The 16,701-nt window shown below is 69.7% G+C and carries 12 protein-coding genes; 6 read left to right on the forward strand and 6 right to left on the reverse strand.

The window, feature by feature from the left end; genetic code table 11:
• Positions 1 to 164 precede the first annotated feature (164 nt).
• On the forward strand, positions 165 to 761 hold the full coding sequence (locus tag ABZW60_RS32140) for a winged helix-turn-helix domain-containing protein (RefSeq protein ID WP_355483242.1): 597 nt from the start codon (positions 165 to 167) through the stop codon (positions 759 to 761).
• 22 nt (positions 762 to 783) lie between these two features.
• Positions 784 to 1,938: a threonine synthase gene (locus tag ABZW60_RS32145; RefSeq protein WP_355483244.1), complete on the forward strand. Its 1,155-nt coding sequence runs from the start codon at positions 784 to 786 to the stop codon at positions 1,936 to 1,938.
• 1,125 nt (positions 1,939 to 3,063) lie between these two features.
• Here the strand turns inward: ABZW60_RS32145 and ABZW60_RS32150 are convergent.
• Positions 3,064 to 5,052 (reverse strand): maltotransferase domain-containing protein, encoded by a 1,989-nt coding sequence (locus tag ABZW60_RS32150; RefSeq protein ID WP_355483246.1) that lies wholly within the window; start codon positions 5,050 to 5,052, stop codon positions 3,064 to 3,066.
• Between the two features lie 215 nt (positions 5,053 to 5,267).
• On the opposite strand from ABZW60_RS32150, the gene glgP reads away from it, so the two are divergent.
• Positions 5,268 to 7,862, forward strand: coding sequence for an alpha-glucan family phosphorylase (glgP, locus tag ABZW60_RS32155; protein WP_355483248.1), 2,595 nt, complete (start codon positions 5,268 to 5,270; stop codon positions 7,860 to 7,862).
• Between the two features lie 733 nt (positions 7,863 to 8,595).
• On the opposite strand, the gene ABZW60_RS32160 is transcribed toward glgP, so the two are convergent.
• The 3 genes from ABZW60_RS32160 to ABZW60_RS32170 are packed head-to-tail and all read right to left on the reverse strand — an operon-like array spanning position 8,596 to position 10,710.
• A complete protein-coding gene (locus ABZW60_RS32160) occupies positions 8,596 to 9,459 on the reverse strand; it encodes a transglutaminase domain-containing protein (RefSeq protein ID WP_355483250.1) in 864 nt (287 codons plus the stop codon).
• Positions 9,460 to 9,470: 11 nt separating this feature from the next.
• On the reverse strand, positions 9,471 to 10,292 hold the full coding sequence (locus ABZW60_RS32165; protein WP_355483252.1) for a MerR family transcriptional regulator: 822 nt from the start codon (positions 10,290 to 10,292) through the stop codon (positions 9,471 to 9,473).
• On the reverse strand, positions 10,279 to 10,710 hold the full coding sequence (locus tag ABZW60_RS32170; RefSeq protein WP_355483254.1) for a hypothetical protein: 432 nt from the start codon (positions 10,708 to 10,710) through the stop codon (positions 10,279 to 10,281). Before ABZW60_RS32170 ends, ABZW60_RS32165 begins: the two co-directional genes overlap by 14 nt.
• 89 nt (positions 10,711 to 10,799) lie before the next feature.
• Here ABZW60_RS32170 and ABZW60_RS32175 point away from each other — a divergent pair, with 89 nt between their 5' ends.
• A complete protein-coding gene (locus ABZW60_RS32175; RefSeq protein WP_355483256.1) occupies positions 10,800 to 11,477 on the forward strand; it encodes a PadR family transcriptional regulator in 678 nt (225 codons plus the stop codon).
• Positions 11,478 to 11,481: 4 nt separating this feature from the next.
• Here the strand turns inward: ABZW60_RS32175 and ABZW60_RS32180 are convergent, their stop codons facing one another.
• Together ABZW60_RS32180 and glgX are read right to left on the reverse strand one after the other, a co-directional pair.
• Positions 11,482 to 12,222, reverse strand: coding sequence for an SGNH/GDSL hydrolase family protein (locus ABZW60_RS32180; protein WP_355483258.1), 741 nt, complete (start codon positions 12,220 to 12,222; stop codon positions 11,482 to 11,484).
• Positions 12,223 to 12,297: 75 nt separating this feature from the next.
• The gene (gene glgX, locus ABZW60_RS32185) at positions 12,298 to 14,406 is read right to left on the reverse strand and encodes a glycogen debranching protein GlgX (protein ID WP_355483260.1); all 2,109 of its coding nucleotides are present in this window, start codon (positions 14,404 to 14,406) and stop codon (positions 12,298 to 12,300) included.
• A gap of 132 nt (positions 14,407 to 14,538) precedes the next feature.
• Here glgX and ABZW60_RS32190 point away from each other — a divergent pair, with 132 nt between their 5' ends.
• The gene (locus tag ABZW60_RS32190; RefSeq protein WP_355483262.1) at positions 14,539 to 15,561 is read left to right on the forward strand and encodes a Gfo/Idh/MocA family oxidoreductase; all 1,023 of its coding nucleotides are present in this window, start codon (positions 14,539 to 14,541) and stop codon (positions 15,559 to 15,561) included.
• A complete protein-coding gene (locus ABZW60_RS32195) occupies positions 15,558 to 16,601 on the forward strand; it encodes a Gfo/Idh/MocA family oxidoreductase (protein WP_355483264.1) in 1,044 nt (347 codons plus the stop codon). Before ABZW60_RS32190 ends, ABZW60_RS32195 begins: the two co-directional genes overlap by 4 nt.
• Positions 16,602 to 16,701 lie beyond the last annotated feature (100 nt).

A 16,701-nucleotide genomic window follows, 5' to 3' on the forward strand; every position in this document is an offset into this window, starting at 1 on the left:
CATGTGACACCGCAAGCCTGACGAGGAATCTATGTGTCAGAACAACGTGGTAACAAGCACACCTGGTGAGCAAGATGTGACTAGCTGTCGCACCGATCGAAGCAAATTAGGCAAACCTTGGCAGTCCGTTGACGATCCCGGGCAGATGTTGACATCGTGACTGGATGGTCACCGCCCGTGAACCCGCCCCTCCGGACGCCGATCTGACAGAGAACTTCCCGCTGCTGATCGCGGTGTCGGCCTCGGCCGAGCAACGTGTCCGCCTGGCCGAACTCGTCGACGACGTGGCGCCGTTGCTGCTGGTCTCCAGCCTCGACGAACTGCGCCGCCTGCTGGTTCCCGCGCACCAGCCGCCGCCCGGCGCACCCGAGCAACCCGAGCCGCCGGAGCCGGACGCGGTCGACGCCACGTCCGTCCGCGCGACCGGCGAGGACCCCGACGCGGACGTGCTCACCATCGATCGGGCCCGCTCCGTCGCCCGCTGGCGCGACGGCGAGATCCAGCTCACCGACCTCGAGCAGGAGCTGCTCAGCCGGCTGATGTCGACGCCGCTGCGGGTCTGGTCGTACGACGCCCTGCACGACACCGTCTGGCGGGACCGCAGCGTCCGCGGCACCGCCGACGTCCACTCGGTGGTGAAACGGCTGCGCCGCAAACTCGACGACCTCGGGACGACGGTCACCATCGACGCCGTCCGCGGGATCGGCTTCCGGCTGACCGACCACCAGCGCCCGATGATCACCGATCTGCGCGCGGGGTAGTTGCGGGGTAGGTTCTGGCGATGTGACCTTCTCCGCGCTGAGCCATCTCGAGTGCCCGCGCTGCGGGGCGACCCACGACGCCGACCAGATCATCGGCCTGTGTCCGTGCGGATCGCCGCTGCTCGCGCGGTACGGCGTACCGGTTGCGCTTCGGAAGGAGGATCTGGCGTCGCGCGCGCCGGACCTCTGGCGGTACCACGAGCTGCTGCCCGTGCGCTCGCCGTCGAACGTGGTGACGCTGGGGGAGGGGATGACGCCGCTGCTGCCGATGCCGCGGTACGGCGCCTCGGTCGGCGTCGAGCGGCTGCTGATGAAGGACGAGAGCCTCATCCCGACCGGTACGTTCAAGGCGCGGGGCGCCGCCGTCGGTGTGTCCCGCGCGTATGAGGTCGGTGTGCGGAAGATCGCGATGCCGACCAACGGGAACGCCGGATCGGCCTGGGCCGCGTACGCCGCACGCGCCGGGATGGAGGCGCTGATCGCGATGCCGATCGCCGCGCCAGAGATCTGCCGGCGCGAGGTGACCGCGGTCGGCGCACGGCTGCAGCTCATCGACGGGCTGATCGGCGACGCGGCGGCGTACATCCGCGAGCAGCCCGGGTACTTCGACGCGTCGACGCTGAAGGAGCCGTACCGCATCGAGGGCAAGAAGACGATGGGCCTGGAGATCGCCGAGCAGCTGAACTGGCAACTGCCCGACGTCATCGTCTACCCGACCGGCGGCGGCGTCGGCATCATCGGCATCTGGAAGGCGCTGACCGAGCTGCGCGACCTGGGCTGGATCTCTGGTCCGCTGCCGCGGCTGGTCGCAGTGCAGTCCACCGGCTGCGCGCCGATCGTGCGCGCGTGGGAGAAAGGCCTGCCGGAGAGCGAGCCCTGGCCCGACGCCCGAACCGTCGCCTTCGGCATCACCGTCCCCAAGGCCCTCGGCGACTTCCTCGTCCTGCAGGCAATCGCCGAAACGGGAGGCTGCGCGGTAGCCGTCGACGACGAGGACATCCTGGCCGAACAACACAAGGTCGCGCAGCTCGAAGGCGCTTTCACCTGCCCCGAAGGCGCAGCCAACTTCGCAGCCATCCGGGCGTTGCGGGAGTCCGGCTGGATCCGCGGCGACGAACAAGTGGTCGCGTTGAACACCGGGGCGGGTTTGAAATACCCGGAAACCGTGCAGCTGTAGGTTGTCGGCCCCGCGCGCCCTACACAGCCGCTACCTTCGTCGCTCCGCTCCTCACCGCGGCTGCTCCGTGCGCTCCTACCCACCCCGCTTTCTACTTCCGGCTGACGCCGGGAGTTGCCGGCTAGTTGCGAGCTGGCGCTCGCGGACGACAACCGCGCCGCGCTGTCGACAGGTGAACTGGTGGTGACGGCGAACGGTGGTCGCCTTCACAGGCGAGCGCCGGCCAGAAGAGCCAGCGGCAGCCCCGAGTGGCCGAGGCTTGTGCATGGCCTGAAGCCTGGGGTGGGTGCGAGCGGCGTCCAGCGCGGCGACGGAGGAGCCGTGCGTAGCACCGCGTGGGCTGGCCACTGTCCCGATGGAGCGCAACTGAAGGCCGAAACTGTCCTTACACCTGGCGCGCGGCCGTGCACCACCACCTACCTCCGCACCTCTCGCCGGCTGAAGACCTGCAGGTCGACAGGACGTGTAGGTTCACTGCGCCGCAATCCGGCCTGCTGCCCGCCTGCGGGCCGAGCCAGTGGACGTATACGTACTGTCCAACTGCCGATGTCCTCGGCTCTGCGGGACGGGCCCGCTTTCGCACCCGAGCGCCAGCTCGCAACTAGCCGGCACCAGCCGGCAACCCCCGACGCCAGCCGGAGCAGCCGGCGTTAGCTGGAACAACCGGCGGTAGCCGGAACAACCAGCGGTAGCTGGAAGCAGGGGCGCCAGCCGCAACTCCCGGCGGTAGCCGGAACAACCAGCGGTAGCTGGAAGCACCGGCGCCAGCCAGCAACCCCCGGCGCCAGCCGGCAACCCTCGGCGCCAGCCGGCGTTAGCTGGAACAACCGGCGCCAGCCGGAACAACCGGCGGTACTTGGAAGCAGGGGCGCCAGCCGCAGGTCCCGGCGAGAGCCGGAACAACCAGCTGTAGCTGGAACAGCCGGCGCCAGCCGGAGTGGCCGGCGGTGGCCGGGCTGATGCACGGCGCTGAGCCGGGGGTGGGTGGGAGCGGCGCGTAGCGCGGCGATGGAGGAGCCGGCGTTGCGCCGCGTGGGGCTGACCCATCACCTCCGGGAGCTGTTTCCGCGCGAGCAGTTCCCGTCAGCTCACGCCGCGCAAACAGTTCCGCGCGAGCAGTTCGGCTCAGGCTTGGCCGCGGCGTACGGCGAGGATGTGGGCCGGTTCGCCGTTGGGGTCGAGGCGGACGTAGTTGCTCTGGCCCCAGCGCCACGTCGCGCCGGTGATCTCGTCGTACACGGTGAAGGTGTCCTCCGGCCGCATCCCGAGCGCGGCCATGTCGAGGTGGACCATGGATTCGCGGACCGAGTGCGGGTCGGTGTTGACGACGACGATGACGGTGTCGCTGTGGCCGTCGGCAGCCGTCGAGCGCTTCGAGTAGCACATGATCGCTTCGTCGTCGACGTTGTGCAGCGCCAGGTTGCGCAATTGCTGCAGGGACGGGTGCCGGCGGCGGATGTTGTTCAGCAGGGTCAGGTACGGCGCCAGCGAGCGCCCCTCCGCCTCGGCCGCCTCCCAGTCGCGCGGGCGGAGCTGGAACTTCTCGGTGTCCAGGTACTCCTCCGAGCCGGGCCGCAGCGCGACGTGCTCGAACAGCTCGTACCCGGCGTACACGCCCCAGGCCGGCGACGACGTCGACGCGATCGCGGCGCGGATCTTGAACGCGCCCGGGCCGCCGTACTGCAGGTACGCCGTGAGGATGTCCGGCGTGTTCACGAAGAAGTTCGGCCGCAGGAAGTGACCGGTCTCCTTGGTCAGCTCCTCCAGGTACTCCTCCAGCTCCCACTTCTCGTTGCGCCAGGTGAAGTACGTGTACGACTGGTGGAACCCGACCTTCGCGAGCTCGCGCATCATCGGCCGCCGGGTGAACGCCTCGGACAGGAACACCACGTCCGGGTCGGTCTTGCGGATCTCGCCGAGCAGGTACTCCCAGAAGTTGACCGGCTTGGTGTGCGGGTTGTCGACGCGGAACACCGTGACGCCCTTGGAGATCCACAGCTTCACGATCCGCAGCACCTCGGCGTAGATGCCTTCGGGGTCGTTGTCGAAGTTGATCGGGTAGATGTCCTGGTACTTCTTCGGCGGGTTCTCGGCGTACGCGATCGAGCCGTCGGCGCGGACCGAGAACCACTTCGGGTGTTCCTTCACCCACGGGTGGTCGGGCGAGGCTTGTAGCGCCAGATCGATCGCGACCTCGAGGCCGACCTCGCGGGCGCGGCCGACGAAGTACTCGAAATCCTCGAACGTGCCGAGCTCCGGGTGGATCGCGTCGTGGCCGCCGTCCTCGGAGCCGATCGCCCACGGCGAGCCCGGGTCGCCGGGCTTCGGGTCGAGCGTGTTGTTCGGGCCCTTGCGGAACGAGTGGCCGACCGGGTGGATCGGCGGCACGTAGAGGATGTCGAAGCCCATCTTCGCGACGGCCTCGAGCCGGTTCGCCGCGGTCCGGAAGGTCCCGGACTTCCACTCACCGGCTTCTTCGTCGTACTTCGCACCTTCGGAGCGCGGGAAGAACTCGTACCAGCTGCCGTACAGCGCACGGGTGCGGTCTACCCACACCGGATAGGTCTCGGAGGAGGTGATCAGCTCGCGCACCGGGTACCGCCCGAGCGCCGCGCGGACCTGCGGCGAGATGCCCGCGGCCAGCCGGGCCTCCGGCGGCAGCGCGCCGTTCGCGAGCGCGTGCGCCGCGTCGCTCAGCGTGCCGCGGTCCGCCCGGACGGCAGGTGGTACGCCGGCGGCCGCGCGGTCGAAGAACGCGGCGCCTTCGGCGAACATCAGATCGACGTCGATACCGGCCGGGACCTTGATCTCGGCGTTGTGCCGCCAGGTCCCGTACGGGTCGCTCCAGCCCTCGACCGCGAACGTCCACGCGCCCTGCTCCTGCAGCGTCACGTCGACGGTCCAGCGGTCGCTGCCCTGGCCGACCGGGGTCATCAGCATGCGTCTGGTCTGTCCCGACGGCGAGGTCAGCACGACGTTCGCGTTCACGGCGTCATGGCCTTCCCGGAAGACCGTTGCCGCGATGGTGAACGTCTCGCCGACCGCGGCCTTGGCCGGATACGCTCCGGCGTCGACAGTCGGGGTGACGTCGGTGATCGGGATGCGCCCAGTCATGGCGTAGACGAACCTTCCCATCTGATTGAGTAGCCGTCCGTAACGTGTGGGCTTCGGATCCGGCGGGTTGGGTAACTACGTCGAGTACGACACTGCTGACGTTATCGGTTCCCAGTACCCCGCTGTGACACACCGGGCTGCAAAATCTTGCTCGCGTTGCAAGATCGATGCATCCCGAGGGTGTCTTGCGCACCATCGCCCGGTACGGTGTCCCGGTGCGAGCGATACGACGATTCTCCGTCCGCCCTGTCCTGCCCGAGCCGCTGACCGGTCTGGGCACCCTGGTGAACAACCTCCGCTGGGCCTGGCACCCGGAGACGCAGGACGTCTTCGAGGCCGTCGACCCGCAGCTGTGGCGGAGCACCGGCGGTGACCCGGTCAAGCTGCTCGGCGAGGTCCCGGCGGCCCGGCTCGACGAGCTGGCCAACGACCACGCTTTCCTGCGCCGGCTCGAACTGGCTGTAGCCGACCTGGACAGCTACGTGACCGACGACCGGTGGTTCCAGACCGCGGGCGGCTCGCCGCTCGACGCGGTCGCGTACTTCTCCCCGGAGTTCGGCATCACCCACGTGCTGCCGCAGTACTCCGGCGGTCTGGGCATCCTCGCCGGTGACCACCTGAAGGCCGCCAGCGACCTCGGCGTACCGCTGATCGGCGTCGGCCTGCTGTACCGGCACGGGTACTTCGCGCAGTCGCTCAACCGTGAGGGCTGGCAGCAGGAGCGCTACCCGCTGGTCGACCCGGACGGGCTGCCGATCAGCCTGCTCCGCGACGGCGACGCACCGGCGACCGTCACGCTGAACCTGCCCGGCAACCGCGAGCTGCACGCGCAGATCTGGGTCGCCCAGGTCGGCCGCGTGCCGCTGCTGATGCTCGACTCCGACATCGAGGAGAACGAGCCGTCCGAGCGCGAGGTGACCGACCGGCTGTACGGCGGTTCGACCGAGCACCGGCTGCTGCAGGAACTGCTGCTCGGCGTCGGCGGCGTCCGCGCTGTCCGTACGTACTGCCGGATCACCGGCCACGCGGCGCCCGAGGTGTTCCACACCAACGAGGGCCACGCCGGCTTCCTCGGCATCGAGCGCATCCGGGAGCTTGCCGCCGGCAAGGACCTCGACTTCGACACCGCGCTCGAGGTCAACCGCGGCGGCACCGTCTTCACCACGCACACCCCGGTGCCGGCCGGTATCGACCGGTTCCCGGTCGAGCTGATCCAGCAGCACTTCTCGCCGGACGTGTTCGGCCCGGAGGTCCCGATCGACCGGATCCTCGAGCTCGGCGCCGAGGACTTCGAGGGCGGCGACCCGGCGCTGTTCAACATGGCGATCATGGGCCTGCGGCTCGCCCAGCGCGCGAACGGCGTGTCCAAGCTGCACGGCGTCGTCAGCCGCGGCATGTTCGCCGGGCTGTGGCCGAGCTTCGACCCGATCGACGTACCGATCACCTCGATCACCAACGGCGTGCACGCGCCGACCTGGGTGGCGCGCGAGGTGCACGACCTGACGTACGCGAACTACACCGCCGACGGCGACTCGGTCTTCGAGGGTCTCGACAAGACCACCGACGCGCAGATCTGGGAGACCAAGCGGCTGCTCCGCCAGCGGTTCATCGACGACACCCGCGCGCGGGTCCGGCAGTCCTGGCTGAACCGGGGCGCCAGCGAGGCCGAGCTCGGCTGGGTCGACCAGATCCTCGACCCCGACGTGCTGACGATGGGCTTCGCGCGGCGCGTCCCGTCGTACAAGCGGCTCACCCTGATGCTGCGCGATCCCGCGCGGCTGAAGGCGCTGCTGCTGCACCCGCAGCGGCCGGTGCAGATCGTCATCGCCGGCAAGGCGCACCCGCACGACGAGGGCGGCAAGAAGCTCATCCAGGAGATGGTCCGCTTCGCCGACGACCCCGAGGTGCGGCACCGGATCGTGTTCGTGCCGGACTACGACATCAAGCTGGCCCAGCCGATGTACCCGGGCTGCGACGTCTGGCTGAACAACCCGCTGCGTCCGTACGAGGCATGCGGCACGTCGGGTATGAAGGCGGCGCTGAACGGTGCCCTGAACCTGTCCATCCGCGACGGCTGGTGGGACGAGTGGTACGACGACGAGTTCGGCTGGGCGATCCCGTCCGCCGAAGGGATCGAGGACACCGAGCGGCGTGACGACCTCGAGGCGCACGCGCTGTACGACCTGATCGAGAAGCAGGTCGCCCCGCGGTTCTACGACGGCGAGGTGCCCGGCCGCTGGATCGAGATGCTGCGGCACACGATCAAGGAGCTCGGGCCGAAGGTGCTCGCCACCCGGATGGTCCGCGACTACGTCGAGCAGCTGTACGTGCCGGCCGCCAAGTCGTCGCGTTCGCTGAACTCGACGTACGACGGCGCCCGCGAGCTGGCCGCGTGGAAGCAGAAGGTCCGGGCGGCCTGGCCGCAGATCCGGGTCGACCACGTGGAGCTGCAGGGCCTCGGTGACGTGCCGCAGCTGGGCACCACCGTCGGGATCCGCGCGTTCGCGGCGCTCGGCGACCTGGAGCCGGCCGACATCTGTGTCGAGGTGCTGCACGGCCGCGTCGACGCCAACGACGAGATCACCGACCCGGTGCGGACGTCGCTGTCGCTGGCCGAGACCTACGAAGGCAACCGGCACCGGTACGAGGGCGAACTGAAGCTGGACCGCACCGGCCCCTTCGGCTACACGGTCCGCGTCGTCCCGAACCACACCGGCCTCGCCAGCCCCGCCGAACTCGGCCTCGCCGCCGGCCCGTCCGACCCCGAGGACCCGTCCACCCCGGACCTCCCCGCCGGCTCGGAATTCTGAGCCGTTCCACACAAAAGACACACCCCCGCCTGCCTCACCAGGCGGGGGTGTTTTGTGTGCTGGCGTAGTTGTGGAGGGCTTGTGCGTACGGGTGAAAGCCGACCCACGCGCGCTACGCAGCCGCTAACCTCGTCGCTCCGCTCCTCACCGCGTCTGCTCCACGCGCTCCCGCCCACCCCCGGCTTGGCGCCGTGCATCTGTTACCGGGCTGGCGCCGGGAGGCTTCCGCTGGCGCGGGTGCTCCGGCTGGCGCCGGGGGTTGCGGGCTGGCGCCAGCTGGTTCGCGCTGGCGCGCGGTGTGACTGCCGGGTGGTGACGTGCTCAGGTGGCGGTGGGCGCTGAGGTGGTACGTGCTCGGGTGGTGGCGTGCCGAGGTGGCGGGTGGGCACTGAGCTGATGATGTACACGGACGCCCATCGTGCGGGTGCTGACGTGGTTGGCGTCCGCTTTGTTGGTGGCTGTGCTCTGTCTCGACCATTGTGCGTGGCGGGCACTCCCCGAGGTGACTAGTGCCGTTTGGGCCTCCGCAGACGCCGACGAGCTGCTGGCCGCGTTCCTCGCCGCCGGCTAAACCCCGGTCCTCACCGGCCCCGCCCGCCGGCTGATCACCGGCGACCCCCGTGGCCGAGGTCGCCGACGATCATCGCGTCCGGATCGAGCGCCTGTTCGCCGTACTCGGCACAGGCTTCGCCTGACAACCGGCGCCGGTCCGACAGCCGGCGGACGGAATCCGCTACGCGAGGTCCTTCCACACGAACTTGCCGTCGCTGGCCGGGGAGGTGACGAAAGCGCGGCCGGCGAAGGTCAGGCCGGGATCGCTGCGGTAGAGGTCGTTGACCTCCTTGGTCGCCGTCTCGTCTCCGTTGTCGGAGGCAAGCATCAGGTCGGCGATCCGGTCGGTGAGGTCGAGGTCGGCGCCCTCCAGGGTGTCGGACATCGCGCCCCAGTTGTCCCACAACAGCAACTCGTCACCGTTCAGATGGGCGAGTTGGTAGTGCACGTAGGTCCGGATGAACCAGCCGCCGTGCAGCTTCAGTGGGGCGTCCGGGTTCGGGTCGGCGCCGAACAGGTCGCCGTCGAGCACGCCGTCGCGGTAGCCCCGCCAGATCTCGGCCGCGGACCGGAACGGTCCGGCGGGCATGTCCGCGACGTCGAACGTGAACCGCGGATCGGCCGGGTCCATCTCCGCGTCGATCATCACCCACCGCTCGCCGTTCCAGTACTCCGCGACTACATGGTCGTGGTCGAAGCCCTCGGCGAAGTAGTTCCCGAAACCGACCCGGCTGCGGGCCGGGATGCCCTTGTGCCGCAGGATCGACACGAACAGCAGTGTGTAGTCCCGGCAGCACCCGACGACCCGGTCGAAGGGTTCGCGCGGCACGGCGAGCGCCGTACCGTTGCGCTTCTGGTCGGTGGCGAGAATCGCCGAGACCCAGCGGTTGTCGATCTCGGCGAGCCGTTCGCCGGTGAACTCGATCCCGCCGGCGCGGTAGTGGATCAGCAGGTTCCGAACCACCGCGGCGATCCCGGCGACATCGTCCGGCAGTGCGTCGTACAGTCCGGCATGGTCGCCGGGGTCGCTGAAGCGAGTCTGCATCGCGTAGTCCATCAAAGGTTCCTCTCCAGAACGGGCAGGGCGATGTCGACGGCCGGTTCGTTGCGGGGGAGCAGGTGGCAGTCCGGGCGGTAGATCTCGCGCGGCGGACCCGCATCGGGGGTGCCGGACGCGCGGGCCCAGTCGTAGACGAGGTCGTACGCGAGCATGATCCGCGGGTACGCACACTCGTCCATCGTGATCGTGCAGTACGCCTCCCGGTGCGCCGGCTCGACACGGATGCCGATCCGGCCGGACGGGTCCACGAGACCGTCGAACGGCACGCAGATCTCGACGGTCGCCTCGGCCTCCGGCGTGACGGCGCCGTGGAAGAGCACCCACGAGCCGGCGTCGGCGGCCGCGCCGCAGGATCGCAGGTACGACACGATCTCGTCGGTGCAGGTGACGAGGTTCCCGACCAGCATCTGCTGGTCGGTGTCGACCCGGATCGAGGCGACCTTGGTCGCCGGCACGTCCCGTGTCAGCACGGGCCGCGGCGCGAGCCCCGGCGTACCCGACCGGGTCAACCGGTCCCGTAGGTACCCCAGCGTCGCCCGGCGCGCAGCAGTGGTCGCCTCCTCGGCGGCCCACCAGCGGTCGAGCCGGATCAGTGCCTCCTCGTCGGTCCCCGCGAGGACTTCGGCGATCGTGGTCAGCGGCATGTCCAACTGCCGCAGCACACTGATCCGCCGCGCCCGCTCGAGCTGGCTCTCGTCGTACCGGCGGTACCCGTTCGCCGGATCCACCTGCGCCGGCGCCAGCAGCCCTGACACGTCGTACAGCCGCAGGGCTTTCTGGGAAAGCCCCGCCCGCCGCCCGAACTCACTGATCGTCAACACGCGACCATGACACCCCCTGCCCTTGGGGCAGAGTAAAGGGGAACGCCTTCACATCCGGCTCGACCCACCCGGTCCGCGCGGCCGGCGACGCCAGAGCGCGCGAACTGTAGAAGCGCGTCAGCAGCCGCTTGTCCAGCAGCCCCGGGTTCCGCCGGACCAGTTCGTCGAAGTCACCCGGTGCCTCAGCCATGTGGTACGCCGTGAGCTCGACCCAGGCCCTGCTCACCGTCGCGTTGTACTTCTGCGGCGCCCCGGCGTACCGCGCCGTGCGACGGATCCCGTCGCTGATCAGCTCCACCGCGCCGGCCGTCCCACAGCGCTGGACGGCGAGCCACGTCAGCCGCACATGCTCGCGATGCCCGAACCGTGAAGCGGTGGACATCACCTCATCCATCAGTTCCTCGAACGTGCCCATTGCCCCACGGTCGGCATCAGGTGCCGCACCCGCAACCGGGTTTCCAGCGGGGGTTGCCTTGAAGACAGTAACGATATATCGTTAGTGTCATGAAGAATATCGAGGAGGATCTGATGAACACCCCCAACGAACTCCGTGGCCGCCGACGCGGCCACCGTCACCCCCGGCGCGATGGCTCGCGTTCGGGTGAAGGCATGTCGATGCACCGCGGCCGTGGTGAGCGTGGTGAGCGTGGTGAGCGCGGTGAGCGCGGTGAGCGCGGTGAGCGCGGCTCGCGGCGCGGCCCGGGGCGCGGCCGGGCGCCGCGCGGCGATGTCCGAACGGCCGTCCTGATGCTGCTCGCCGAGGAGCCGATGCACGGCTACCAGCTGATGCAGGCCATCGCCGACCGCAGCAACGGGCGCTGGACCCCCAGCCCGGGTGCGATCTACCCGACCATCAACCAACTGGAGGACGAGGGCCTGGTCGCCGTCACGGCCGAGGCCGGCCGCAAGCTCGTCACTCTGACCGACACCGGGCGTGAGTACGTCGACGGGCGTGACGAGTCGACCGACCCGTTCGCCGCGTTCGCGAACGTCGCTCCTGGCGCCGACCTGCGCGGACTGATCGAGGAGCTGGCTTCAGCCACTCGGCAGGTCGCCCGCAGCGGCTCGGAGGCGCAGCGTGCCGAGGCCGCCAAGGTCCTGGCCGAGGCCCGTCGCTCCCTCTACCTACTGCTCGCCGACGCCCCGGTCGTCCCCGAGCCCCCGAAGGCACCCGAGGCCTGAGACCTCAGGGCTTGAGTACGCCGGCCGGCAGCGCGGCGAGAAGCGCGTCGGCGTGGCGGCGGTAGCCGAGGTTGTTGGGGTGGAACGCGTCCGGTGCGAGCATGCCGCGCCACGGCGGGCGCGCGTACCGCGACACCTCCGCGACCGGCAGTCCGCGGGACGTGGCCGTGGTGCTGATGTGCTGGTTGATGCCGGACACGTACGGGCTCACCGCGCCACCGATCCGCCAGAGACGGTCCGGCACCGTCAGGTCCATCACGACCGCGGAGGAGGGGAGGCGGTCGATCACCTGGCGGAGGCGATCGCGGAAACGCTTAGGCGGCGTCGCCAGGATGTCGTTGTTGCCGATACCGCAGGTGACCAGGGCCGGGGTCAGTCCGTCCAGTAACGGGAGCTGGTCGTCCAGCACGTGCTGGGTCTGTGCACCGGACCGCGAGAGGTTCAAGACGCGCCACGGTGTGCCTTTACGGCGAAGGGCGTTCAGCACCTGGCCGACGTACCCGTGCAGCGGCGAGGACGCCCCAAGTCCTTGCGCGGTCGAGTCGCCGAGCACAACCCAGAGCGGCCCATCGCCCGCCAGCGTCAGAGAGTTCTGCTGCGTCCAGTACTCGGCGTAGGTCCGCGCCTGGACGTCGACGTACGCCACGCCGTCCACCCAGCGCTGGATCGCCAGCCGCGAACTCGTCCGCTCCGCCTCGCCCCACCGCATGATCGCGCGATGCAGCGCCCCGATCGGTGTCGTCAACGTCGGTCCCCCCAGACATGAACAGAAGGTGACCAGCGAATGTACAGGCGGAAGGTTAACGACCCCTTCGACGGCTCAGAGCGCGCGCAGCAGCACCAGGCAGCGGGGAGCGAGCGGCACCGTCGCGCCGGCTTCCACCTCGGTCACCATGCTGTTGCTGGTGTCCAGCACGACCTCGTAGGCCGGTGCCCACGACGCGTCCGGTACGACGACGTTGCGCGTCTCCGGCGTCGCGTTCAGCGCCAGCAGGAACGAACTGTCGGTCAGCGCGTTGCCCTCGGCATCGGTGGCCCGCAGCGCGTCGCCGCGCAGGAACATGCCGATCGTCCGGAGGCTGCCGTCGAACCAGTCCGCGTCGGTCATCTCGCCGCCGTGCGGTGCGATCCACGACAGGTCCTTGCGGCCGCCCGACACGACCGGCTGCCCGGAGAAGTAGTGCCACTGCCGCAGCGCGGGGTGGGCCGCGCGGAGGGCCAGCAGCTTCTTCGTCAGCTCGAGATGGTCGGACCAGGTGCCCGGCAGCGACCAGTCGAACCAGGAGATCTCGCTGTCCTGGCAGTACGCGTTGTTGTTGCCGTGCTGCGTGCGCCCGCACTCGTCCCCGGCGGTGATCATCGGGACGCCGGTGGACAGGATCAGCGTGGACATCAGGTTCGCCATCTGCCGCTTGCGCAACGCGATCACGCCGGCGTCGTCGGTCTCGCCCTCGACACCGCAGTTCCAGGAGCGGTTGTCGTCGGTGCCGTCCCGGTTGTCCTCGTGGTTGGCCTCGTTGTGCTTGTGGTCGTAGCTGACCAGGTCCCGCAGCGTGAACCCGTCGTGCGCGGTGACGAAGTTGATCGACGCGTACGGGTACCGCCCGTCGTCGCCGTACAGGTCGCTGGACCCGGACAGCCGGTAGGCGAGGTCCTTCACGCCGTCGGAGGTGTTGCGCCAGACGTCGCGGACACTGTCGCGGAACTTGCCGTTCCACTCCGACCACGGCGGGCCGAAGTTCCCGACCTGGTAGCCGAACGGGCCGACGTCCCACGGCTCGGCGATCAGCTTCACCCGGCCGAGGACCGGGTCGGCGGCGACTTCGGCGAGGAACGGGTGGTCGGGGATGTCGACCTCGTGCCGCTCGTTGCGCACCAGCGTGACGGCCAGGTCGAACCGGAAGCCGTCGACGCCCATCTCCTCGACCCAGTAGCGCAGCGAGTCCATCACCAGCCGCCGGACCTGCGGGTGTGACGTGTCGACCGAGTTGCCCGTGCCGGTCACGTCGTACATCGCGGCCCCATGACCGTCACCGTGGGTCAGTCGGTAGTAGGCGCGGTTGTCGATCCCGCGGAAGCTCAGCGTCGGCCCGTCGAAGCCACCCTCGGCCGTGTGGTTGTAGACCACGTCGAGGATGACCTCGATGCCCGCGGCATGGAACGCGGCGACCATCGCCTTGAACTCGGCCACCTGCTCGCCGCGCGAACCCGACGACGAGAACGGGGCGTGCGGCGCGAAGAAGCCGAGCGTGTTGTAGCCCCAGTAGTTCGGCAGGCCGCGCGCCGCGATCGAGGGCTCGGTCAGGAAGTGGTGGATCGGCAGCAGTTCGACCGACGTCACACCGAGGTCGGTCAGGTACCTGATCACCGACGGATGCGCGAGCCCGGCGTACGTCCCGCGCTGGTGCTCGGGTACGTCGGGATGCCGGTGGGTGAAGCCCTTCGTGTGCAGCTCGTAGATAACCGTCTCGCCCCAGTGCACCGGCCTGCTGATCGGCGGCGGCGGGTCAGACGGGGCGACGACCACACCGACCGGCACGTGCCCGGCAGAGTCGGCGTCGGAGGAGTCGTAGATCACCGGGCTCGAGTAGTCCAGGGATCCGTCCACCGCTCGTGCGTACGGGTCGAGCAGCAGCTTCGACGGGTTGAAGCGCAGACCGTGCGACGGGTCGAACGGGCCGTGCACGCGGTACCCGTACCGCTGGCCCTCGCCGACGCCGGGCACGAACCCGGTCCAGAACTCGCCCGTGTGGGTCAGATCCAGGTTGCGCTGGCTGCCGTCGTCGGCGATCAGGGCGAGTTCCACCCGCTCGGCCGCCGGGGCCCACAGCGTGAACGTGGTGCCATCGGTCTGGACCACTGCGCCGGGACGCGGAGCGGTGCCGGCGGCCAGGCCGGCAGCATCCGGGGCGGCGGTCGCTTCTGTCACCGGGACATTCTGCACAGGTCGCTGTCAGTTCACGATAGTGAGGTGGTTGTGTTCGTGAGACGGTAGTTGCGAACGCCTGTGCGCAGTGATACGCAAGGACCGTTACTAATTTACCCACCCCCAGGGGAACACATGTCGGAAGAGTTGGCCGGTCTGACCGTCGGTCTGATCGGCGCGGGCAACATCTCGCGCATCCACGCCGCGTCCTGGAAGGCCGTCGGCGCCCGGGTCCTGGTCTATTCGCTCGAAGGCGCGGAGGAACTGGCGGAGCAGTTCGGGCTGGAGGTCGTGGCGTCGCTGGACGCCGTCCTGGCCGAGGCCGAGTTCGTCGACATCGTCACGCCGTCGGCGACGCACAAGGAGATCACGCTGGCCGCGATCAAGGCCGGCAAGAACGTCATCTGCGAGAAGCCGCTGACGCTGACCGCGGCCGACTCGCACGAGGTGATCGACGCGGCCGCGGCGGCCGGCGTCCGGCTGTACCCGGCGCACGTGGTGCGGTACTTCCCGGCGTACAAGGCGGCGTACGACGCGATCCAGGTGGGGCGGATCGGTGAGGTCGCGGTGGCGCGCTTCTACCGGCAGGCGTCCTCCCCGGCCGGTGCGGGCTGGTACCGCGACGTGGCCCGGTCCGGCGGCGTGATCATGGACCTGATGGTGCACGACCTCGACCAGGCGCGCTGGCTGTGCGGCGAGGTCACGAGCGTGTACGCCGTCCAGAACCCGCCGACCGTCGACGGCATCAGCCCGGTGAACGTGGCGGCGCACGTGACGCTGACGCACGAGTCCGGTGCGATCAGCCACTGCCGCGCGACCTGGGGAGCGACCGGCACGACGTTCCAGACGGGCTTCTCGGTCGCCGGTTCGAGCGGCGTCCTGAAGTTCAAGTCCGACAGCGACACCGGCTACAAGGAAGAGCTGCAGAACGGCGCCGCCGCGGGCGACCTGCTGATCCCCGAGTCGTCGCTGGGGGAGAGCCCGTACCTGACTCAGCTGCGGGAGTTCGCCATCGGCCTGCGGGGCGGCGCGGAGCCGCGCGTGCTCGCGTCCGACGGCGCGACCGCGGTGTACCTGGCCGAGGCGGCCCGGGCGTCGATGGAATCCGGTCAGCCGATCGACATGAAGACCTTCGTCTCGACAGGAGCAGTGGCATGACTTTGAAGGTCGCGATCGCGTCGTTCGCGCACGTCCACGCGGGTTCGTACGCGCACCTGCTCGCGTCGATGCCCGAGATCGACGTCCTGTCCGCCGACCCGGACGGCGCCACGGCGCCCGACCCCGGTCCGCGCGGTGCCGACTTCGCCGCGCAGTTCGGCATCCCGTACGTCGACTCGTACGACGAGCTGTTCGCGTGGGGCCCGGACGCGGTGGTGGTGACGTCCGAGAACGCCGGCCACCGCGAACTGGTCGAGCGGGCCGCCGCCGTCGGCGCGCACGTGCTGTGCGAGAAGCCGCTGGCGACCGAGGTGGCCGACGGCGAGGCGATGCTCGCGGCGTGCGAGGCCGCCGGGACGATCCTGATGATCGCGTACCCGGTCCGGTTCGCGCCGTCGTACGCGCAGTTGCGGGCGAACGTCGAGGCCGGCCGCCTCGGTGACGTGTTCGCCGTCCTGGGCACCAACAACGGGAAGATCCCGTACGCCGCGCGGCAGTGGTTCACCGATGCCGAGCTGGCCGGCGGCGGAGCGCTCGTCGACCACACCGTGCACTGCGCGGACCTGATCGACGGCCTGACCGGGGGCGCGTCCGCTACCCGGGTGCACGCCGCGGCGAACCGGATCCTGCACCAGGAGAAGGGGGTGGAGGTGGAGACCGGCGGCCTGGTCACGATCAACTACGACAACGGGCTGCTGGCAACCATCGACTGCTCGTGGAGCGTTCCGGACAACGGTCCGACCTGGGGCGGCGTGACGCTGCAGGTGACCGGTACGAACGGATCGGTGGAGATCGAGCCGTTCGTGACGCACGTCGGCGGCACGGACGCCGACGGCGAGGTCTTCCTCGGCATCGGCGGCAACCTGGACGCGTCCCTGCTGGACACCTTCCTGGACGCGGTCCGCACCACAGGCCCGGCCCAGCCCGGCAAGCCCCCCGCGGTCGTCCCCCAGCCCGACGGAGCCGTAGGCCTGCGCACCCTCAAGATCGTCGACGGAGCCCGCCGCTCCGCCGCCTCCGGCCAGGCGGTGGACGTGTAACACTCACCAACCCGCCCAGACGGCCGTCGCCCACGCTCGGGCGCGGCCGTCCGGACTGGTTGCACGGGGTTTGATGAGTGCTGGGCGTCCGCATCCGGTA

It is taken from the genome of Kribbella sp. NPDC003557 (genome assembly GCF_040610805.1).
GTDB lineage: Bacteria > Actinomycetota > Actinomycetes > Propionibacteriales > Kribbellaceae > Kribbella.

What these genes read in the sequence shown, in the direction of transcription:
- ABZW60_RS32140 (WP_355483242.1), top strand. Translation starts at nt 165, where the DNA reads ATGGTCACCGCCCGTGAACCCGCCCCTCCGGACGCCGATCTGACAGAG.
- ABZW60_RS32150 (WP_355483246.1), bottom strand. Translation starts at nt 5,052, where the DNA reads ATGACTGGGCGCATCCCGATCACCGACGTCACCCCGACTGTCGACGCC.
- ABZW60_RS32190 (WP_355483262.1), top strand. Translation starts at nt 14,539, where the DNA reads ATGTCGGAAGAGTTGGCCGGTCTGACCGTCGGTCTGATCGGCGCGGGC.
- ABZW60_RS32175 (WP_355483256.1), top strand. Translation starts at nt 10,800, where the DNA reads ATGAAGAATATCGAGGAGGATCTGATGAACACCCCCAACGAACTCCGT.
- ABZW60_RS32195 (WP_355483264.1), top strand. Translation starts at nt 15,558, where the DNA reads ATGACTTTGAAGGTCGCGATCGCGTCGTTCGCGCACGTCCACGCGGGT.
- ABZW60_RS32160 (WP_355483250.1), bottom strand. Translation starts at nt 9,459, where the DNA reads ATGCAGACTCGCTTCAGCGACCCCGGCGACCATGCCGGACTGTACGAC.
- ABZW60_RS32170 (WP_355483254.1), bottom strand. Translation starts at nt 10,710, where the DNA reads ATGGGCACGTTCGAGGAACTGATGGATGAGGTGATGTCCACCGCTTCA.